Genomic DNA, 17,387 nt, shown 5'->3' with positions numbered 1-17,387 from the left:
AACGGCAGAAACACCCAAACCGGCGAACCCTTCACACCCAATCAACCACGCGGATGGTGCAAAGCGTGCAATGCCTTGAGCCGCTCGCGCGCCACATGGGTGTAGATGGTGGTGGTGGAGATGTCGGCATGGCCCAGCAGCATCTGCACCACGCGCAGGTCTGCGCCATGGTTGAGCAGGTGGGTGGCGAAGGCATGGCGCAGCGTGTGCGGCGACAGCGGTGCCGTCACGCCCGCAACCTGCGCGCAGCGCTTGACGATGACCCAGAACATCACGCGGCTCATGGCCGCTCCGCGCTGGGTCACGAAGACCGCATCGCTGCGCTGCCCGCCCAGGATGGCACCACGCGCCGTGGCCAGGTAGCGCTCCAGCCACCAGTGCGCCTCCTGGCCGAAGGGCACCAGCCTTTCCTTTTGCCCCTTGCCCGTCACGCGCAATACGCCCGAGCGCAGATCGATGCCATGCAAGGGCAGATCCACCAGCTCGCTCACGCGCAGGCCGCTGGCATACATCAGCTCCAGCATGGCGCGGTCACGCAGGCCCAGTGGCGTATCGACATCGGGCGCCCTGAGCAGTGCCTCCACCTGCGCCTGCGTCAGCGTATGCGGCACGCGCGGCGGCTGCCGGGCCGCCAGCATGCGTGCCGTTGGATCGGCGGCAATGCGCTGCTCGCGCAGCGCCCAGTGGTAGTAGCGGCGCAGCACCGTCAGCCGCCGGTTGGAAGAGCTGGCCTTGGTCTGCTCCACCCGCACCGCGAAATAGCCCTGCAGCTCCAGCTCGCCCGCCGCATCCAGCGCCAGCGGCGGCTGCTGGTGCGCCAGCCACCGCCCCCAGGCCGTCAGATCCCGGCGATAGGCCGCCAGCGTATTGCGCGACAGCCCGTCCTCCAGCAGCAGCGCATCCATGAACAGGTCCAGCGCATCCAGGCTGGCCGGCAGCGGCGCCGGCCAGGATGCAGGATCGGCAGCAGATTCGGCTTCGGCAGCCGATGGGGAAGCGATGGAAGCAACAGGCACTTGGGACATCCCATCAAGCCTACAACGAAAAAACCCGAGGTCCGCAAGGAGCCTCGGGTTCTGAGCCAACCGCTCAAGGCGGTGCTTACTCCAGCGTGAGTTTCTGCTGAGCAACCACCTTCTTGTACGTCTCGTACTCGTCCTTGATCTGCTTGGCGAACTCTTCAGGCGAGTTGCCGATGACCAGGGAGCCCGTGTCCTCGATGCGCTTGCGCACGGCCGGGTCCTGCAGCACCTTGCGCACGGCGGCGTTGATCTTGTCCACCACGTCCTTGGGCATGTTCTTGGGGCCCAGGATGCCGTAGTAGGCCATGCGGTTCACCGGCTCCAGGCCCACTTCCTTGAAGGTGGGCACATTGGGCAGTACGGCCAGGCGCTGGGGCGCGGCCACCACGATGGGCACCAGGCGGTTGTCCTTGATGAACGGCAGGGCCGAGGGCAGGTTGTCCAGCACCATGGGCACCTGGCCCGCCACCACGTCGTTGAGCGCCGGGCCTGCACCGCGGTAGGGGATGTGGGTGACGAAGGTGTTGGTCAGGCTCTTGTACAGCTCCATCAGCATGTGCTGGATGCCGCCCGTGCCCGAGGAGGCATAGGAGTACTTGCCCTGGGACTTCTTGAGTTCGGCCTCGAAGCTCTTGTAGTCCTTGGCGGGGAACTTGGGGTTCACCGCAATCACGTTGGGCGTGGCCGCCACGTTGATGATGGGCGTGAAGTCCGTCAGCGTGTTGTACGAGATCTTGGGGTTGATCGCGGGGTTGGTCGCCGTGGTCGAGACCGTGGCGATGCCCAGGCTGTAGCCATCGGGCTGCGAGCGCGCGGTTTCCATGGCGCCGATCACGCCACCGCCACCGCCGCGGTTGTCCACCACCACGGGCTGGCCCAGTTCCTTGGTCAGGGGTTCGGCGATCACGCGGGCGATGATGTCGGTCGTGCCACCGGGGGCGAAGGGCACCACCAGCTTGATCGGCTTGGTGGGATAGGCCTGGGCCAGGGCTCCGGTGCTTGCGAGGACCAGGGTCAGGCCCATCCAGCTGCGACGATTCATACAAGATCTCCTTTTGGGGGTCGTGTTGACGAAGAAGGTTTCATGGACATCCGCAAGGCCGTGCCTGCGGATGGATGGTCTGCGAAACGAAGGCTCGCAAACGCTGCCACGGAACAGCCATGGTGGGGCCTGGAGCCCGCTGCGCGCTTGACGGTCGTCAGGACCTGCGCTTTCGGATCGGCTGTGTGGACCCCAGCGATGCTAAGGCCCGGGGCCCGGTTGTCACAGTTTGTCGCAGCACTGATTTCCCGGTGTTTACCCCTAGCCTCGCGCCATGGTTTCTCGGGAGACGCGGCGACTGCGGGGTTGCGCTTATGCTCTGCCCCCGTGAACTACGCCGTGCTGCTCTTCCCCGATTTTTCGCTCATCGTGCTTGGCTACGTGCTGTGCCGCTTCACACAGCTCAACCGCACGGTCTGGCAGGCAGTAGAGGCGCTGGTGTACTACCTGCTGTTCCCGGTGCTGCTGTTCCACTCCATCGTCAAGAGCCCGGTGGACTGGGGTGCCACCTCCCACTTGCTGGCCGCTGGCGTGTGCGCGGCCCTGGTGGGCATCGGCCTGGCCTACAGCCTGCCCTGGTGGCCGGGCCTGCGCGGCCGGATCGACACACGCGAGCATGCCGGCGCCGTGCAGGTGGCGTTTCGCTTCAACTCCTTCATTGGCCTGGCGCTGGCCAGCCGGCTGGCGGGGCCTGAGGGCCTGCTGTTCATCTCGGTGCTGATCGGCGTGAGCGTGCCGCTGTGCAATATCGCGGCCGTCTGGCCCATGGCGCGGGGCAGCAACCAGCACTTCCTGGGCCAGCTGGTGCGCAATCCGCTGATCGTGGGCACGCTGTCGGGCCTGGTGTTCAGCGCGCTGGGGCTGAAGCTGCCCGCGCTGATCGAGCCGTCGATCTCCCGCATAGGCGCAGCCTCCATCGCGCTGGGCCTGATGTCTGCCGGCGCAGGCATGCAGTTCGGCGCGCTGGCCGCCGGCAAGCTGCTGGCCGTGTGCCTGCTGGCCGTGCGGCATCTGGTGCAGCCGCTGATCGCCTATGCCATGGTGCGGGCGTTTGGCCTGAGCGGTGCGCAGGCGCTGATCCTGATGGCCTTTTCGGCCCTGCCCACCGCATCGTCGTGCTATGTGCTGGCCGCGCGCATGGGCTACAACGGCTCGTATGTGGCGGGGCTGGTCACGCTGTCCACGCTGCTGGGCGTGCTCAGCCTGCCGTTTGCGCTGAGCCTGCTGCAGTACTGATGCCGCTGTGCCACGGCGCCCCTACAGCACGGCACGCATGTCGTCCGTGAAGGCGGCCGTGATGTCATCCTGGCGTGCGCGCTTCTTGGCCACCATGGTGATGTCCACGTCATAGCTGAAGAGGGATTCGTCCAGCGCATGCAGCAGGCCGGCAGCCACATAGGGCGCTGCGTAATGCTCTGGCAGGTAGCCCAGGTGGGCTCCTGACAGGATGAGGATGGCGGCCGCCTCCATGTTGTCCGCCTCTGAGGTGACGTGGCGCGGGCGCCCCGTCAGCGGTGCCTGCGGCAGCGGATAGGTGCGCCAGGTCCAGTCGGCTTCGCCCGCCTCCTGCGCGCCGATGCGACCCGCGCGTGCGGCAAAGGGATGGCTGGCGCTGCAATAGGCCACCTGCCTTTCGCTGAACAGCAGCGTGTATTCCAGCGCTGGCGCGCGGTGCAGGAAATAGCCCACGGCGACCTGCAGCTCGTCGCGCAGCAGCATTTCCTCCAGCTCGCGCGGCCCGCGCACCAGCACCGACAGGCGCACAGCCTCGTCGCGCTGGCGAAAGCGCTGTATGGCCCGCCCCATCAACGCGTTGTATTCCATGGGTGCATTGCCGATCAGGCCGATGGCCAGGCTGCCGACCAGCTGCCGGTGCATGTTGCGCGCCTGCGCACTGAAGCCTTCCAGTCCCTGCAGGGCCGTGCGAGCCATATCGACGAAGCGCCGGCCCTTGGCCGTCAGGCGAAAGCCGCCGCGCCCCCGTTCGCACAAACTGAAACCCAGCCGCGTCTCCAGTGTGGACAGCTGACTGCTGAGCGTGGACTGCCCTACGCCAAGGCTGGCCTGCGCCGCCGACACGCCGCCCGCGTCAACGATGGCCAGAAACACGCGCAGCAGCCGCAGGTCCAGATCTGAAACGGTATGGAGCATGGGGTTTTCACTCGGAAAAGATCGATTCTTATCGATGTTTGTAAATGGAACTTGAAATGGATGCAATCCGGGCTGCTGTCTAGCATCCACGGCTGTTGCAGCACATCTGGATTGCACAAAGAGGGACTGCAATACAGAACAAGAGGGGCGGGCCATGGAATTCACTTCCATGGATACCGCTGTTTCAAGAGGCCCCTGCCAACAGGGCCGCAACAAAAGGGAGACAAACCATGTTGCTCGATATCTCGGTCGTGGTGATCTACGCGGCAGCCATGCTGCTGCTGGGCTGGTACGGCATGCGCCGCGCTAAGACGCAGGAGGACTTTCTCGTGGCCGGCCGCAACCTCGGGCCGGGCCTGTACATGGGCACCATGGCCGCCACGGTGATAGGCGGCGCCAGCACCGTGGGCACGGTGCGCCTGGGCTATGTGTACGGCATCTCCGGATTCTGGCTTTGCGCGGCGCTGGGCGCGGGCCTGCTGGTACTCAACCTGTTCCTGGCCAAGCCCCTGCTCAGGCTGCGCATCTGCACCGTGACCCAGGTGCTGGAGCGGCGCTACAGCGCCCGCACCAAGCAGGCCAGCGCCCTGGTGATGCTGGCCTACTCGCTGATGCTGGCGGCCACGTCGGTGATCGCCATCGGCACCGTGATGCAGGTGCTGTTCGACCTGCCACTGTGGATCTCCATCCTGGTGGGCGGGGGCGTCGTGGTCATCTACTCGGCCGTGGGCGGCATGTGGTCGCTGACGCTGACGGACATCGTGCAGTTCGTGATCAAGACCGCGGGCCTGATGCTGATCCTGCTGCCCATCTGCCTGTACCGCGTGGGCGGCTGGGACCAGCTGGTGGCACGGCTGCCTGCGTCCAGCTTCGATGTCACACACATCGGCTGGGACACCATCGCCACCTACTTCGTCATCTATTTCTTCGGAATCATGATCGGCCAGGACGTGTGGCAGCGCGTGTTCACGGCCCGCAGCGAACGGGTGGCCGCCGTGGCCGGCAGCCTCGCCGGCGTTTACTGCGTGGTCTACGGACTGGTCGGCGCCCTGGTGGGCATGACAGCGCGCGTGTTGCTGCCGGACCTGGACAACGCCAACAATGCCTTTGCCGCCATCGTGCAGGCCAGCCTGCCGGACGGCATCCGCGGCCTGGTGATCGCTGCCGCACTGGCAGCCATGATGTCCACCGCCAGTGCCGCCATGCTGGCCGGCTCCACCGTGCTGGCCGAGGACCTCGTGCCCCTGCTGCGGGGCGGCCGGCCGCTGGTCGATGTGCGCTGGCACCGGCTGCTGACGCTGCTGGTGGGGCTGGCCGTGCTCGGCATTGCCCTGATGGTGGACGATGTGCTCAATGCCCTGACCACCGCCTACAACCTGCTCGTGGGCGGCATGCTGGTGCCGCTGATCGGCGCTATCTACTGGCGCCGGGCCACCACGGCGGGCGCCATCGCCAGCATGCTGCTGGGCTGCACCACGGCCGTCGCCTTCATGGTCAGGGACGGCCTGGCCGCCAACACGCCCATCTATGCCAGCCTGGCCGTGAGCACGGCCAGCTTCATCCTCATCAGCCTGGCGCAGCGCACGCAGCAGCGCTCGCTGTCGGGCATTCAATCCTGATCCCGTCACTGAATCGGAGACGACATGACGCTTTTCACACCAGACAGGCTGCAGGCGCTGCGCGCACGCTTCGGCGGCGCCAACGAGTCCGTGATCCACGACCCGCATTTCCGCGCCGTGGCCGCCCACATCATCGATGCCAGCGGCACGCGCAACGCGCCCTACGCAGGCATGCCCACGCTGCTGGACGCGCCCATGCGTCCCATGGACTGGAGCCGCCCGGATTTCGGCGACCTCCAGGCCGCACTGATCGGCGTGCCCATGGACCTGGGCATCAGCAACCGCAGCGGCTGCCGCTTCGGCCCCCGGGCCCTGCGTTCCATCGAACGCGTGGGCCCCTACAACCATGTGCTTCGATCCGCTCCCACACGCGAGCTGCGCGTGGCGGACATCGGCGACGTGCCGCTGTCCAGCCGCTACAGCCTGGAGCAGTCGCACCGCGACATAGAGTCGACCTTCGCGAAGATCCATGCGGCCGGCGTGATTCCGCTGGCCGCTGGTGGAGACCATTCCATCACCCTGCCCATATTGCGTGCACTGGGCCGCGAGCGGCCACTGGCCCTGGTGCATTTCGACGCCCACTGCGACACCGGGGGCCCCTTCGACGGCAGCCGCTTTCACCACGGCGGCCCGTTTCGTCAGGCCGTGCTCGACGGCGTGCTCGACCCCACGCGGACCATTCAGATCGGCATACGCGGCGCGGCCGAATATCTCTGGGAGTTTTCCTATGAGTCGGGCATGACCGTGATCCACGCAGAGGAGCTTCCCGCGCTGGGCGTGGACGGCGTCATTGCCCGCGCACGCGAGGTGGTGGGCGATGCGCCCGTCTACGTCTCCTTCGACATCGACTGCCTGGACCCGGCCTTTGCGCCCGGCACGGGCACGCCCGAGGTCGGTGGACTCACCGTGCGCGAGGCACAGGCCATGGTGCGCGGCCTGGCCGGCATCCACATCGTGGGCGGCGATGTGGTCGAGGTGTCTCCAGCCTACGACGCCACCACCAACACCGCCCATGCGGGCGCGCAGATGATGTTCGAAATCCTCGGCCTGATCTGCGCACGCCACGCCGGGCGCGGCGCCGCCCAGCCTGCCTAGGCCCCCTCCCCGCCCTCCGCATCCCGCAGCAGCCCCAGCGGCGTGCTGCCGTAGCGTGCCCTGAACCGCCGGGAAAAATGCGCGGGTGAGCTGAAACCGCAGTGCTGCGAGATCTCCGCGATGCCCAGCGTTCCCGGCTCCGTGCCACGCAGCAGCGCATGGGCGCGTTCCAGGCGATAGGCCATGAGTTCGGCGCTGAGGCTGGTGCCTTCGCGCGACAGCTGGGATTGCAGCGAGCGCACGGACAGCCCCAGCCTGGACGCCACGCGCTCGGGCCCCAGCGCCGGGTCCGGGTACTGGCGGGCAATGAGCTGGCGCACCCTGCGCAACAGCACGTGCATGGGCGCGCCGGGTCGGGCCGTCGCCATGTCGGCGCTGGCCTGCAGCACGGTCTTCACGGTGTTGATGACCAAGTCGGACAGCCTGGCGGATTCGGCCTCGGGCAAGGGGTCCTGCCACGCGGCCAGCAATTGCATCTGCTGGACCAGCAGTTGAAGCGATGCACAGTCGGGCAGGCTGCGTGCCAGCAGTTGCGAAGCCAGGCCGCCACGCGGATCGATCAGTGCCAGCGGCACGGCCAGCACCACCAGGTCCACGGCCTCTTTCTGCCAGATGCGGTAGCCGCGCCGCTCATCCAGCAGGAACAGCTGGCCGGGTTGCGCCTGCAGCCTCCTGCCCGCAACCGCCATGCCCGGCTCCCCGGATGACGCCGAGGCATCCGGTACGTCCGGCACGTCCGACAGGTCAGGTACGTCAGGTACATCCGGTGCGAATACCTGGGCTCCACCTTTGGCATAGAGCACGCACAGCAGGCAGGGCGGGCCTGCGCGCTGGCCATCGGCATGCAGGCGCTCCATGCCATGTTCGGCCGCCATCTGGATGCGGTTGAGCACCACCGCGCCCACGCCGCGCGATGTCAGCACGGCCTCGAAGCGCTCGGGCTGCGCGACCAGGGGCGTGTGCGGCATCTGCGCCTCGCGGCTGGCATCGCTCCAGAACTGCGCTCGCGAAAGCGGCGCGATATGCACCGTGGACCAGCGGTTGTACGTCATACATTCCTCGCCCTGCGCTCGGCGCGCAGCCTCCTTTTGTGATGGGTTGCACGGAGAGTCGGCCGCACCCGAGTGTTGGGGCCAGGCAAGAGGCGGCAGGTCCACGCGACAGCATGAACCCAGGATTTTCGGGATTGCGGCCCGATCAGGCCATTGGATGATTCTGAAAATTCACCGGGGTGAATTCCTAGGCCTGTGCGCCGCACCAGCCCGGATCAGCCCGGATCAGCGCGCGATGGCAGGCAGCCGCTCGCTCCACAGCGTGGACTGGTTGCGGCCGTTGCGCTTGGAGTAGTACAGCGCGGCGTCGGCACGCTCCAGGCAGCCCTGGGCCGAGGCATCGCTGCGCTGCAGCTCGTACACGCCCAGGCTGATGGTGATGCGCAGGTCGCCGGCCATGCCCGCATCGATGGCGCGCGCGGCAACGGTTTCGCGCAGGCTTTCGGCGCGGCGCAGGCCCACCTCGGCATCGGTGTCGGACAGCAGCACGGCAAACTCCTCGCCGCCCAGCCGGCCCACCATGTCTTCCTTGCGCATTTCCTGCGCCACCGAGGCCAGCAGCTCCTTGAGCACGATATCGCCCACCGCATGGCCGTAGCCGTCGTTCACCTGCTTGAAGTGGTCTATGTCCAGCATGATCAGCGTGGAGTGCGCCACCAGTCCGCTGCGCAGATGGTCCAGCTCCATCGTCAGCCGCTCCATGAAGGCGCGGCGGTTGGGAATGCCGGTCAGCGCGTCGGTCAGCGCCAGGGTCTCCAGCTGGGATTCGCGCTGCTGCCGCTCCGTCGCATCGTGGAAGACCCAGCAGTGGCCGATGGAGCGATCACCGTCGCGCAGCTGCATGCCCTCGATCTCCACATAGTGGTCGTCGGGCAGCGCGTGCAGGGAACGGCCAGCCACGGGCCCCGCGCTGAGCACGCCAGCCACCGAAGGCGGCAGCAGCTGGATCAGCGCCGGCATGCCCAGCCCCACCAGGGCGGCAGGCGCCATGTCCAGCCGCAGCGCGGCCGCCAGCATGCGGTTGGCGGCCAGCACCTGGCGGCCCTGGGCGTCGGTGACCAGAATGCCTGCGGGAAAGCGGTCGATGATGGCCTCCAGCCGGTGCTGGGTCTCGGCCAACGCGGTCTCGGCGCGCCGGCGCGCGTCGGTATCGATCATGGTCCAGATGACGCGGCCGTCGTCCTCGTCGGGGTCCAGCAGCGAGCCCTGCATGTCGAACCAATGGCCCGAGCCCGAAGGCATGCGCAAAATCCATTCCGTGCGCACCGTGCCGCGTGCGTTGAGCTGTGCGTAGAGCTGGCCGAAGCGCTCGAAGCTCTCGTCGCTGACATGCAGGGCGCGAAAGTTCACGCCGCCGGGCAGCCGGTCTGTCTCGATCTCGAAGGTCTGCACCGCGCGCTCGTTGGCATAGAGGATTTCGCGCTGGGGACCGGCCATGACGATCAGGGCGCTTCCCCGGTCCAGCAAGGCCTTGATGAGCCGGGACTGCTCCACGCGCTGCTGTATGTCGGTGTGCGTGCCCAGCATGCGCACGGGCTTGCCGTCGGCATCGCGCTGGGTGATTTCGCCGCGCGACTCCACCCACAGCCAGCTGTCGGCCGAGCTGCGCAGCCGCATCTCCACGCGGAAATCGGCCCCGGCCTCGGCATGGCGCTGCAGCCGCGCCAGCATCCGCGCCCTGTCCGAGGGATGGACCATGGCGCAGAAGGCGTCATAGTTCATGGGGAACTGCGCGGCCTCGAAGCCCAGCATCTGGTAGCAGCGGGCATCCCATTCCACATGGCCGCTGCGGCAGTCCCACTGCCACAGGCCGTCGCGCACGGCGCCCACGGTCAGGCGCAGGCGTTCCTCGCTGTGGCGTATGGATTCCTGCATGGCCTGGTCCTGCGTCACATCGTGCACATAGCCATGCCACAGCAGGGAGCCGTCTTCCTCCTGCTGCGGCCGGGCGTGACCATGCAGCCAGCGCAGCTCGCCTGCAGGGCCGTAGACGCGGTACTTGTGCTCCCAGACACCCTTGCTGCCCACGCTGGCCTGCACCGAGGCCGCCAGGGCCGGCAAATCCTCGGGGTGGACCCGCTTGAGCAGTTCATGGTCGGCAAACCTGGCGGCATCGGCCTTGGCGCCATGCAGTTCGAAGAATCCGGGGCTGGTGAAAGGGAACCGGAACTGTCCATCCGCGCCTATGCGGAACTGGAACAACCCGCCCGGCACCTCCTGCGCCAGCCGCGCGAAGCGCCGCTCACCCTGCAGCCGCATGCGCTCGCTGAGCTGGCGCTGGCGCGCCAGCCACAGCGTCAGCAGCATGCCCAGCAGCAGCACGGCCGTGCCTATGCCGTTGCGCAGCAGGCCGCGCTCCAGCGATGCCTCCAGCGACTCGAAGATGGCTTTCTTGTCCAGCCCTGCACTGACGATCAGCGGATAGCCCTCCACCCGGCTCCAGGCATACATGCGCTGCACGCCATCGACGGACGATTCGGCCTCGTAGGTGCCGCGCTCCAGGGCCGGTGCAAACAGCGCCACGCGCACATCGGAGACCGAGCGGCCCATCACCTGCTCCTGCCCCTGCGAGCGCGCCAGGTAGGCGCCATCGGAGCGCAGCAGCAGGATGACGTCGTTGGCGCCATCGAAGATGGACTGGAAATAGCGCGAGATGTATTCGGGCGACAGCGACAGCACCAGCACGCCCGAGAACTGCCCCTGGCGGTACAGCGCGCGGCTCAGCTGTATGGTCCATTTGTGCGAGACACGCCCCTGCACGGGGCGGCCGATGAACATGCCCATGTTCTCGCGGTTGGCATGCACCTGGAAATGCTCGCGGTCCCGAATGGAGACCTTGGCAGCCCGCGTCTGCGCCTCCTGCTGGAGGTTGGAGTACACGATGTCCCCTTTCTCGTCGGCCACGGCGATCTGCAGGAAGGTGCCGGCCGGGTAGGCGTCGAACGTGGTCTGCACGGCACGCCGGAACCCGTCGACATCGCCATCGGCAAAGTCGGACTCCAGCCCGCGCATGGTGTAGTCCAGGCCGGACAGCAGGGTCTGCACCTGCACCGATACCGCATGCGACATTTGCCCCACCCGCAGCCAGGACTGGGACTCGGTAAAGCTGCGCTGCGTGCGGTGGCTGTCCACCAGCACCGTCCAGTACGCCACCGTGGCCAGCAGCACGCAGCACAGGCCCACCCAGACGGCCACAGTGGTCTGGGTCAGCGGTTCTGCGTTCAGCAGGCGGGACAGGCTGCGGGGAGGCTTTGCGCGCATATCAAACATCATGTTGAGTCACACAGGCCCCGCGCCTTCAAGGGCAGTGGCCCGCAACAGGCCGCCGGGGGGCACTCCGACAGAGCGCAACAATTGTTTCACACACAAGCGCCCTGGTCTTATCAGCTCAATCCGATCTTTGCGACAGCGCCCAGGCCACGTGCTCGCGCACCAGGGCGTCCGGATGTTCGGTGCGGCTGGCCAGCGCCTGCTGCAATGCCGCGTTGCCGGTTTCACGCCAGGCATTGCCCAGCGCCACGGCCACATTGCGCAGCCAGCGCGCATGGCCTATGCGCCGGATGGGACTGCCTTCGGTCAGGCGCAGAAAGGTCGGCTCGTCCCAGGCAAAGAAGTGCACCAGCTGCCCGCCGGACAGGGCCTCGCGCGCATCGAAGTCGGGCAGGCGGCTGGGCTGGGCGAACTTGTTCCAGGGGCAGGCCAGCTGGCAGTCGTCGCAGCCATAGATGCGATTGGCCATCAGCGGCCGCAGCTCCTCGGGAATGGCGCCCGCGTGCTCGATGGTCAGATAGGAGATGCAGCGCCGCGCGTCCACCCGGTGCGGCGCCACGATGGCGCCCGTGGGGCAGGCCGTGATGCAGGCCGCGCAGCTGCCGCAGTGCGCGGTCACCGGCGCCGTGGGCTCCAGCGCAAGGTCCACATAGATCTCGCCCAGGAAGAACATGGAGCCCGCTTCGCGATTGAGCACCAGCGTGTGCTTGCCGCGCCAGCCCTGGCCGCTGCGCCGGGCCAGCTCGGCCTCCAGCACGGGCGCGGAATCGGTGAAGGCGCGGTGCCCGAAGGGGCCGACTTCCTGTGCAATGCGCTCGGCCAGCTTCTGCAGCCGGTTGCGCAGCACCTTGTGATAGTCGCGCCCCCGGGCATAGACGGAGACAATGCCCTCGCCGGGCCGCTGCAGCCGCGCCCACTCCACCGCTTGCCAGGCGCCCGGCGCATCGGCAGGCGTGTCGCGCGGCAGGTAGTCCATGCGCGCCGTGATCACGCTGACCGTGCCCGGCACCAGCTCGGCAGGCCGGGCGCGGCGCAGGCCGTGGGCCTGCATATAGTCCATCTCGCCATGGAACCCTTGGGCCAGCCACTGCATCAAACCCGGCTCCGCAGAAGACAAATCCACGCCGGCCACGCCAATTTGGGAAAATCCCAGCTCGCGGGCCCAGCCTTGCATCAAAGGAACCAATTGACTGCTGCACAACATACTCCCTCGATTGTAGAAAGCGCCCAGCCGCAGGATGCGGAAACTGCGGGCCGTCGCTGGATATGGGGCAGCGAGGAAGACACGCAGCGGTTTGCGCAGCAGCTCGCGGACCATCCCGCGCTGCGCAACGCCTACGTCACGCTGCACGGCGACCTGGGCGCAGGCAAGACCACGCTGGTGCGGCACTGGCTGCGCGCACTGGGCGTGCAGGGCCGCATCAAAAGCCCCACCTATGCCGTGGTGGAGCCGCATGAGGCGCCGGACCTGGCCATCTGGCACTTCGACTTCTACCGCTTCGATGATCCGCGCGAATGGGAGGACGCAGGATTTCGCGATATTTTCGCCAGCCCCGGTCTCAAGCTGGCAGAATGGCCCGAAAAGGCCGCAGCGCTTACGCCTGCGGCAGATATAGCTATTCATATCGAAGCAATCGACGAGACGCAGCGCCAGGTGACCTTGCTCGCCGGCACGCCCGTCGGACGCGCCGTGATCCAAGCACTCAAGGCATGAGCGACGCCAACTCCTCCTCCTATCCGTCCGGCCTGTCGCGCCGCAATCTTTTGCAGGCGGGCTCCATCGTGCTGCTGCTGGGCCGCCAGCACATCGCGCACGGCGCCACCATCGTGGCCGTGCGCGTCTGGCCCGCGCCCGAATACACGCGCGTGACCATTGAGTCCGACCGGCCGCTGGCTGCCAAGCAGTTCTTCGTGGACCAGCCCCCGCGGCTGGCCGTGGACATCGAGGGCATCGACCTCAATCCCGCGCTGCGTGAACTGGTGGCCAAGGTCCGCTCCGACGATCCCAACATCGCCTCCATCCGCGTGGGCCAGAACTCGCCCAGCGTGGTGCGCCTGGTCATCGATCTCAAGCAGCCCGCCAAGCCCCAGGTCTTCACGCTGCAGCCCGTGGCGGCCTACAAGCACAGGCTGGTGTTCGACCTGTACCCCGCCAAGGCCGTGGACCCGCTGGAGGCGCTGATCAGCGAGCGCCTGCGCGATGCCTCCGGCGACGATACCGCTGTCGCATCGGCACCGCCGCCTCCACCAACGCTGCCCCGGCCCTCAGGCTCCACGGCGCCAGCCCCCGACCCGTTGGGCGACCTGATCGCCCAGCACAGCAGCGGCTCCGGCGGCAAGACGCCTGCACCGCCCGCCGTGGTGGCACAGGCACCTTCCCCTGCGGCTCCGGCCCCGGCGCCTCGCCCTCCCGCGCCTGCGCCCGTTCCGGCCCCTGCCCCGATCGCCGCGCCCAACATCGCCACCTCGCGCCAGACCGACCGCATCATCATCGTGGCGCTGGACCCCGGCCACGGCGGCGAGGACCCCGGCGCCACCGGCCCCAGCGGCACGCGCGAAAAGGACGTGGTGCTCAAGATCGCCCACCTGCTGCGCGACCGCATCAACGACACCCGCATCGGCGGCAGCCCCATGCGCGCCTTCATGACGCGCGATGCCGACTTCTTCGTGCCCCTGGCCACGCGCGTGGAAAAGGCCCGGCGCGTGCAGGCCGACCTGTTCATCAGCATCCACGCCGACGCCTTCACCACGCCGGCCGCGCGTGGTGCCAGCGTCTTTGCGCTCAGCGACAAGGGCGCCTCCAGCACGGCCGCGCGCTGGCTGGCCAACAAGGAAAACCAGTCCGACATCGTCGGTGGCCTGAACATGGGCTCGCAGGACCAGCATGTGCAGCGCATGCTGCTGGACATGAGCACCACGGCCCAGATCAAGGACAGCCTCAAGCTCGGCGGCGCCCTGCTGGGCGAGATCGGCAACATGGCCAAGCTGCACAAGCCGCGCGTGGAGCAGGCCGGATTTGCCGTGCTCAAGGCGCCCGACATTCCCAGCGTGCTGGTGGAAACCGCGTTCATCAGCAACCCCGAGGAAGAGGCCCGCCTGCGCAGCAGCGCCTACCAGGTGCAACTGGCCGACGCGCTGATGCGCGGCATCCGCAACTACTTCGCGCATAACCCGCCGCTGGCACGCAGCCGCTCCGTCTGACAGAGCCAGGCGAAGGCCGCGGGCGATGCCGCCCGCAGCCGCTGTCGGACGGTAAAGACGCGACACTTCCGAGCCGCCCGGCGGCAGCTCGGGCAGATCTCCTACCGCTGACGCAAGCCCTGAATGAGAGCATGCAAACATGTTCCACACAGTGCTTGCGCCACACGCCACTCACGGCGACAAGGCAGGCCATCACAGGAGATGAACATGAAGACACGCCTTTATTCCATTGCCGCCGCAGCAGCCATTGCCCTGTTCTCTGCCGGCTGTTCCACCAATCCCAGCAGTGCACAGATCGGTACCGGCGTAGGCGCCGTGGCCGGTGGTGTCGTGGGGGATGCCCTGTTCGGCAGCACGCTGGGCACCGTGGGCGGTGCAGCCGCCGGTGCACTGATCGGTAACGAGGTGGGCAAGCGCAACGATCGCCGCTGATTCCCACTCCCGCTCCATGAAAAAACCCCTTGCGCCATGAAGGTGCAAGGGGTTTTTTCTGTGCGCTGAAAGCTCAGGCAGCCGTCTTGGGCGCGCGCCCCGCGCGCCAGGCGCCAAAGATGGCGATCAGGCCCGGCACCAGGATCAGGCCCCAGATGATCTTCTCCAGGTTCTCGCGCACCCAGGGCAGGTTGCCAAAGAAATAGCCGGCTGCGCTGATGCCGAACACCCAGACAATCGCCCCGCCCACATTGAAGGCAGTGAACTTGCCCCGGTTCATCGCGGCCACCCCGGCCACGAAGGGCGCAAAGGTGCGGATGAACGGCATGAAGCGGGCCAGCACGATGGTGATGCCGCCATAGCGCTCGTAGAACGCGTGGGCCTGGTCGAAGGCGCGGCGGTTGAACCAGCGCGAGTCCTCCCACTGGAACACCTTGGGCCCTATGTAGCGGCCGATGGTGTAGTTGCACTGGTCGCCCAGCACGGCCGCCACCAGCAGCACGGTGCAGGCGATCGAATAGTCCATGAGCCCCACGCCGCACAGCGCGCCGACGATGAACAGCAGCGAGTCGCCAGGCAGAAAGGGCATGACCACCACGCCCGTCTCCACGAAGACGATGAGAAACAGCAGCGCATACACCCAGGGTCCATAGGCCACGACAAAGGCCTCCAGATGCTTGTCGATGTGCAGGATGAAGTCGATCAGGAACTGAATGATTTCCAAAAGAGAGTCCTCCGCGGCGGGCGCCGCACCGGCCCGTACTGTACTTCGCCGACATGCCCCCACGGCCGAGCCGGAGCCGGTTACGCCATCGCACACACCGGCGCTTGCAGGAATCTACAAATGCTTGAAATCAAGCTTGTTTTGTTACACAACTTGATAAAACTCTACGAAAAACTCATGAGTGCGTCAGCTTTTTGCAGGCAAAGTGCTTCCATGCCGTCGGCAATGCCGGCCCGGCCTCACCACCATCGCCAAGACACAAGGAAGCAAGCCATGAACAAGACCCTTCGCACTTTCGCGCACAAGTCCGAACGCCAGTCCGGCTCCACGATGGGCCGCACCCTGGCCATCGCCGCCCTGCTGACCGGCGCGCTCGCGATGGGCGGCTGCGCCCACCGCCCCAACAATGCGCAACTGGGCACGGGCGTGGGCGCCGTGGCCGGTGGCGTGCTGGGCAGCGCGCTGTTCGGCACTACGCTGGGCACCGTGGGCGGCGCCGCGGCCGGTGCGCTGGTCGGCAACCAGATGGGCAGCAACAGCGACCGCGCAGGCCGCCGCCGCTGACCCTGCAGCCACCCTCATTCAAAGAGTGCCCCCGGCTCCGGCCTTTGTTGCCGGGGACGCCTCTTGGAGCCGCTTTCGCGGCTCCTTTTTTTTGCGGGCGCCGGCGCCGCACACCCCATTCCCACAGCCCACAAGCGGTGGATGCGAGCCCCTAGAATTGCCGCGTGAACGCATCCATCCCATCCTCCGACACCCTCCCCCGCCGCCCCATCCGCGACCTGCCCGACGAGCTGATCAGCCAGATCGCGGCCGGCGAAGTCGTCGAGCGCCCTGCCTCGGTGGTGCGCGAACTCGTGGACAACGCACTGGATGCGGGCGCCCGCCAGATCAACGTGCGGCTGCTGGCCGGCGGCGTGCGGCTGATCTCGGTGGAGGACGACGGCGGCGGCATCCCGCGCGACGAGCTGCCCGTGGCATTGCGCCGCCATGCCACCAGCAAGATCACCGACCTGCACGACCTGGAGACCGTGGCCACCATGGGCTTTCGCGGCGAGGCGCTGGCGGCCATCTGCTCGGTGTCCGAGGCATCCATCCTCTCGCGCCCTGCGGGCCAGGACTCGGCCTATCTGCTCGATGCGCGCAGCGGCGAGCTGCGCCCCGCCGCCCGCAACCAGGGCACGACGGTCGAGGTCAAGGAGCTGTTCTTCTCCACGCCGGCCCGCCGCAAATTCCTCAAGAGCGACGCCACGGAGCTGGCCCACTGCATCGAGTCCGTGCGCCGCCATGCGCTGGCCCGGCCCGACGTGGGCTTTGCCATCTGGCACGAAGGCAAGCTGGTCGAGCAGTGGCGTGCCGCCGGCAGCATGTCGGATGAAGCCCTTGCGCGCCGCCTGGGCGATGTGCTGGGCGACGCCTTCGTGCAGAACTCCGTGGCGGTGGAGCATTGGTCGGGCGCCGTCCACGTCACGGGCCGCGCGGGCATTCCCGATGCGGCGCGCTCCCGGCCCGACCACCAGTTCTGCTACGTCAATGGCCGCTTCGTGCGCGACAAGGTGCTGACCCACGCCTCGCGCAGCGCCTACGAGGATGTGCTGCACGGCCACAAGCAGCCCGTCTATGCGCTGTATGTGGAGATCGACCCTGCGCGCGTGGACGTGAACGTGCACCCCACCAAGATCGAGGTGCGCTTTCGCGACAGCCGCGAGGTGCACCAGGCCGTGCGCCACGCCATAGAGAACGCGCTGGCCGCCCCGCGCGCGGCCGCCGCCGCCGCCG

Annotated in this window: 15 protein-coding genes; 8 read left to right on the top strand and 7 right to left on the bottom strand. The window is 67.4% G+C overall.

What is annotated here, in order from left to right:
* Positions 1-41: 41 nt before the first annotated feature.
* Both xerD and ACM14_RS26865 read right to left on the bottom strand, forming a co-directional pair.
* Positions 42-1,025 (bottom strand): site-specific tyrosine recombinase XerD, encoded by a 984-nt coding sequence (gene xerD, locus ACM14_RS26870; RefSeq protein WP_012206916.1) that lies wholly within the window; start codon positions 1,023-1,025, stop codon positions 42-44.
* Positions 1,026-1,101: 76 nt separating this feature from the next.
* Entirely contained in the window at positions 1,102-2,064 is a 963-nt protein-coding gene (locus tag ACM14_RS26865) for a tripartite tricarboxylate transporter substrate binding protein BugE (RefSeq protein ID WP_012206917.1), read from the bottom strand.
* A 327-nt stretch (positions 2,065-2,391) separates the two neighbouring features.
* On the opposite strand from ACM14_RS26865, the gene ACM14_RS26860 reads away from it, so the two are divergent.
* Positions 2,392-3,300: an AEC family transporter gene (locus ACM14_RS26860; protein ID WP_043782648.1), complete on the top strand. Its 909-nt coding sequence runs from the start codon at positions 2,392-2,394 to the stop codon at positions 3,298-3,300.
* Positions 3,301-3,321: 21 nt separating this feature from the next.
* Here the strand turns inward: ACM14_RS26860 and ACM14_RS26855 are convergent, their stop codons facing one another.
* On the bottom strand, positions 3,322-4,215 hold the full coding sequence (locus tag ACM14_RS26855; RefSeq protein ID WP_012206919.1) for a LysR family transcriptional regulator: 894 nt from the start codon (positions 4,213-4,215) through the stop codon (positions 3,322-3,324).
* 230 nt (positions 4,216-4,445) lie between these two features.
* On the opposite strand from ACM14_RS26855, the gene ACM14_RS26850 reads away from it, so the two are divergent.
* Both ACM14_RS26850 and speB read left to right on the top strand, forming a co-directional pair.
* Positions 4,446-5,834: a sodium:solute symporter gene (locus ACM14_RS26850; RefSeq protein WP_065347854.1), complete on the top strand. Its 1,389-nt coding sequence runs from the start codon at positions 4,446-4,448 to the stop codon at positions 5,832-5,834.
* 24 nt (positions 5,835-5,858) lie between these two features.
* Positions 5,859-6,929, top strand: a complete 1,071-nt coding sequence (speB, locus tag ACM14_RS26845; protein ID WP_065347853.1) for an agmatinase — start codon at positions 5,859-5,861, stop codon at positions 6,927-6,929.
* Here speB and ACM14_RS26840 read toward each other — a convergent pair.
* The 3 genes from ACM14_RS26840 to queG all read right to left on the bottom strand — a co-directional run bounded on the left by ACM14_RS26840 (position 6,926) and on the right by queG (position 12,425).
* Complete coding sequence (locus ACM14_RS26840) at positions 6,926-7,981, bottom strand: AraC family transcriptional regulator (RefSeq protein WP_175403317.1); 1,056 nt, start codon at positions 7,979-7,981, stop codon at positions 6,926-6,928. The genes speB and ACM14_RS26840 overlap by 4 nt on opposite strands.
* 225 nt (positions 7,982-8,206) lie before the next feature.
* Complete coding sequence (locus ACM14_RS26835; RefSeq protein ID WP_065347852.1) at positions 8,207-11,254, bottom strand: diguanylate cyclase; 3,048 nt, start codon at positions 11,252-11,254, stop codon at positions 8,207-8,209.
* A 115-nt stretch (positions 11,255-11,369) separates the two neighbouring features.
* The gene (gene queG, locus ACM14_RS26830) at positions 11,370-12,425 is read right to left on the bottom strand and encodes a tRNA epoxyqueuosine(34) reductase QueG (protein ID WP_065347851.1); all 1,056 of its coding nucleotides are present in this window, start codon (positions 12,423-12,425) and stop codon (positions 11,370-11,372) included.
* A gap of 12 nt (positions 12,426-12,437) precedes the next feature.
* Between queG and tsaE the strand changes: the two genes are divergently transcribed.
* From tsaE to ACM14_RS26815, 3 genes are all read left to right on the top strand, one after another.
* On the top strand, positions 12,438-12,965 hold the full coding sequence (gene tsaE / locus ACM14_RS26825) for a tRNA (adenosine(37)-N6)-threonylcarbamoyltransferase complex ATPase subunit type 1 TsaE (protein ID WP_034396474.1): 528 nt from the start codon (positions 12,438-12,440) through the stop codon (positions 12,963-12,965).
* Positions 12,962-14,452, top strand: a complete 1,491-nt coding sequence (locus tag ACM14_RS26820; protein ID WP_065347850.1) for an N-acetylmuramoyl-L-alanine amidase — start codon at positions 12,962-12,964, stop codon at positions 14,450-14,452. The genes tsaE and ACM14_RS26820 overlap by 4 nt, the downstream gene beginning before the upstream one ends.
* A gap of 207 nt (positions 14,453-14,659) precedes the next feature.
* Positions 14,660-14,884 carry a glycine zipper 2TM domain-containing protein gene (locus tag ACM14_RS26815; protein WP_012206927.1) on the top strand — a complete coding sequence of 75 codons (225 nt, stop codon included), beginning with the start codon at positions 14,660-14,662 and terminating at the stop codon, positions 14,882-14,884.
* 73 nt (positions 14,885-14,957) lie between these two features.
* On the opposite strand, the gene ACM14_RS26810 is transcribed toward ACM14_RS26815, so the two are convergent.
* A complete protein-coding gene (locus ACM14_RS26810; RefSeq protein ID WP_043782650.1) occupies positions 14,958-15,608 on the bottom strand; it encodes a DedA family protein in 651 nt (216 codons plus the stop codon).
* Positions 15,609-15,881: 273 nt separating this feature from the next.
* Between ACM14_RS26810 and ACM14_RS26805 the strand changes: the two genes are divergently transcribed.
* Entirely contained in the window at positions 15,882-16,172 is a 291-nt protein-coding gene (locus ACM14_RS26805; protein ID WP_013801089.1) for a glycine zipper 2TM domain-containing protein, read from the top strand.
* 164 nt (positions 16,173-16,336) lie between these two features.
* The coding region (mutL, locus tag ACM14_RS26800; RefSeq protein WP_139093508.1) for a DNA mismatch repair endonuclease MutL at positions 16,337-17,387 on the top strand (1,051 nt) is incomplete at its 3' end.

This window comes from Delftia sp. JD2 (assembly GCF_001682645.1).
Taxonomy (GTDB): Bacteria; Pseudomonadota; Gammaproteobacteria; order Burkholderiales; family Burkholderiaceae_C; genus Comamonas; species Comamonas acidovorans.
This window is presented reverse-complemented; position numbering and strand designations above follow the sequence as displayed.

Coding starts and splice junctions, on each gene's coding strand:
- ACM14_RS26855 (WP_012206919.1), bottom strand. CDS start 4,215: ATGCTCCATACCGTTTCAGATCTGGACCTGCGGCTGCTGCGCGTGTTT.
- ACM14_RS26850 (WP_065347854.1), top strand. CDS start 4,446: ATGTTGCTCGATATCTCGGTCGTGGTGATCTACGCGGCAGCCATGCTG.
- ACM14_RS26840 (WP_175403317.1), bottom strand. CDS start 7,981: ATGACGTACAACCGCTGGTCCACGGTGCATATCGCGCCGCTTTCGCGA.
- speB (WP_065347853.1), top strand. CDS start 5,859: ATGACGCTTTTCACACCAGACAGGCTGCAGGCGCTGCGCGCACGCTTC.
- ACM14_RS26865 (WP_012206917.1), bottom strand. CDS start 2,064: ATGAATCGTCGCAGCTGGATGGGCCTGACCCTGGTCCTCGCAAGCACC.
- xerD (WP_012206916.1), bottom strand. CDS start 1,025: ATGTCCCAAGTGCCTGTTGCTTCCATCGCTTCCCCATCGGCTGCCGAA.
- ACM14_RS26805 (WP_013801089.1), top strand. CDS start 15,882: ATGAACAAGACCCTTCGCACTTTCGCGCACAAGTCCGAACGCCAGTCC.
- ACM14_RS26835 (WP_065347852.1), bottom strand. CDS start 11,254: ATGATGTTTGATATGCGCGCAAAGCCTCCCCGCAGCCTGTCCCGCCTG.
- queG (WP_065347851.1), bottom strand. CDS start 12,425: ATGCAAGGCTGGGCCCGCGAGCTGGGATTTTCCCAAATTGGCGTGGCC.
- ACM14_RS26815 (WP_012206927.1), top strand. CDS start 14,660: ATGAAGACACGCCTTTATTCCATTGCCGCCGCAGCAGCCATTGCCCTG.
- ACM14_RS26820 (WP_065347850.1), top strand. CDS start 12,962: ATGAGCGACGCCAACTCCTCCTCCTATCCGTCCGGCCTGTCGCGCCGC.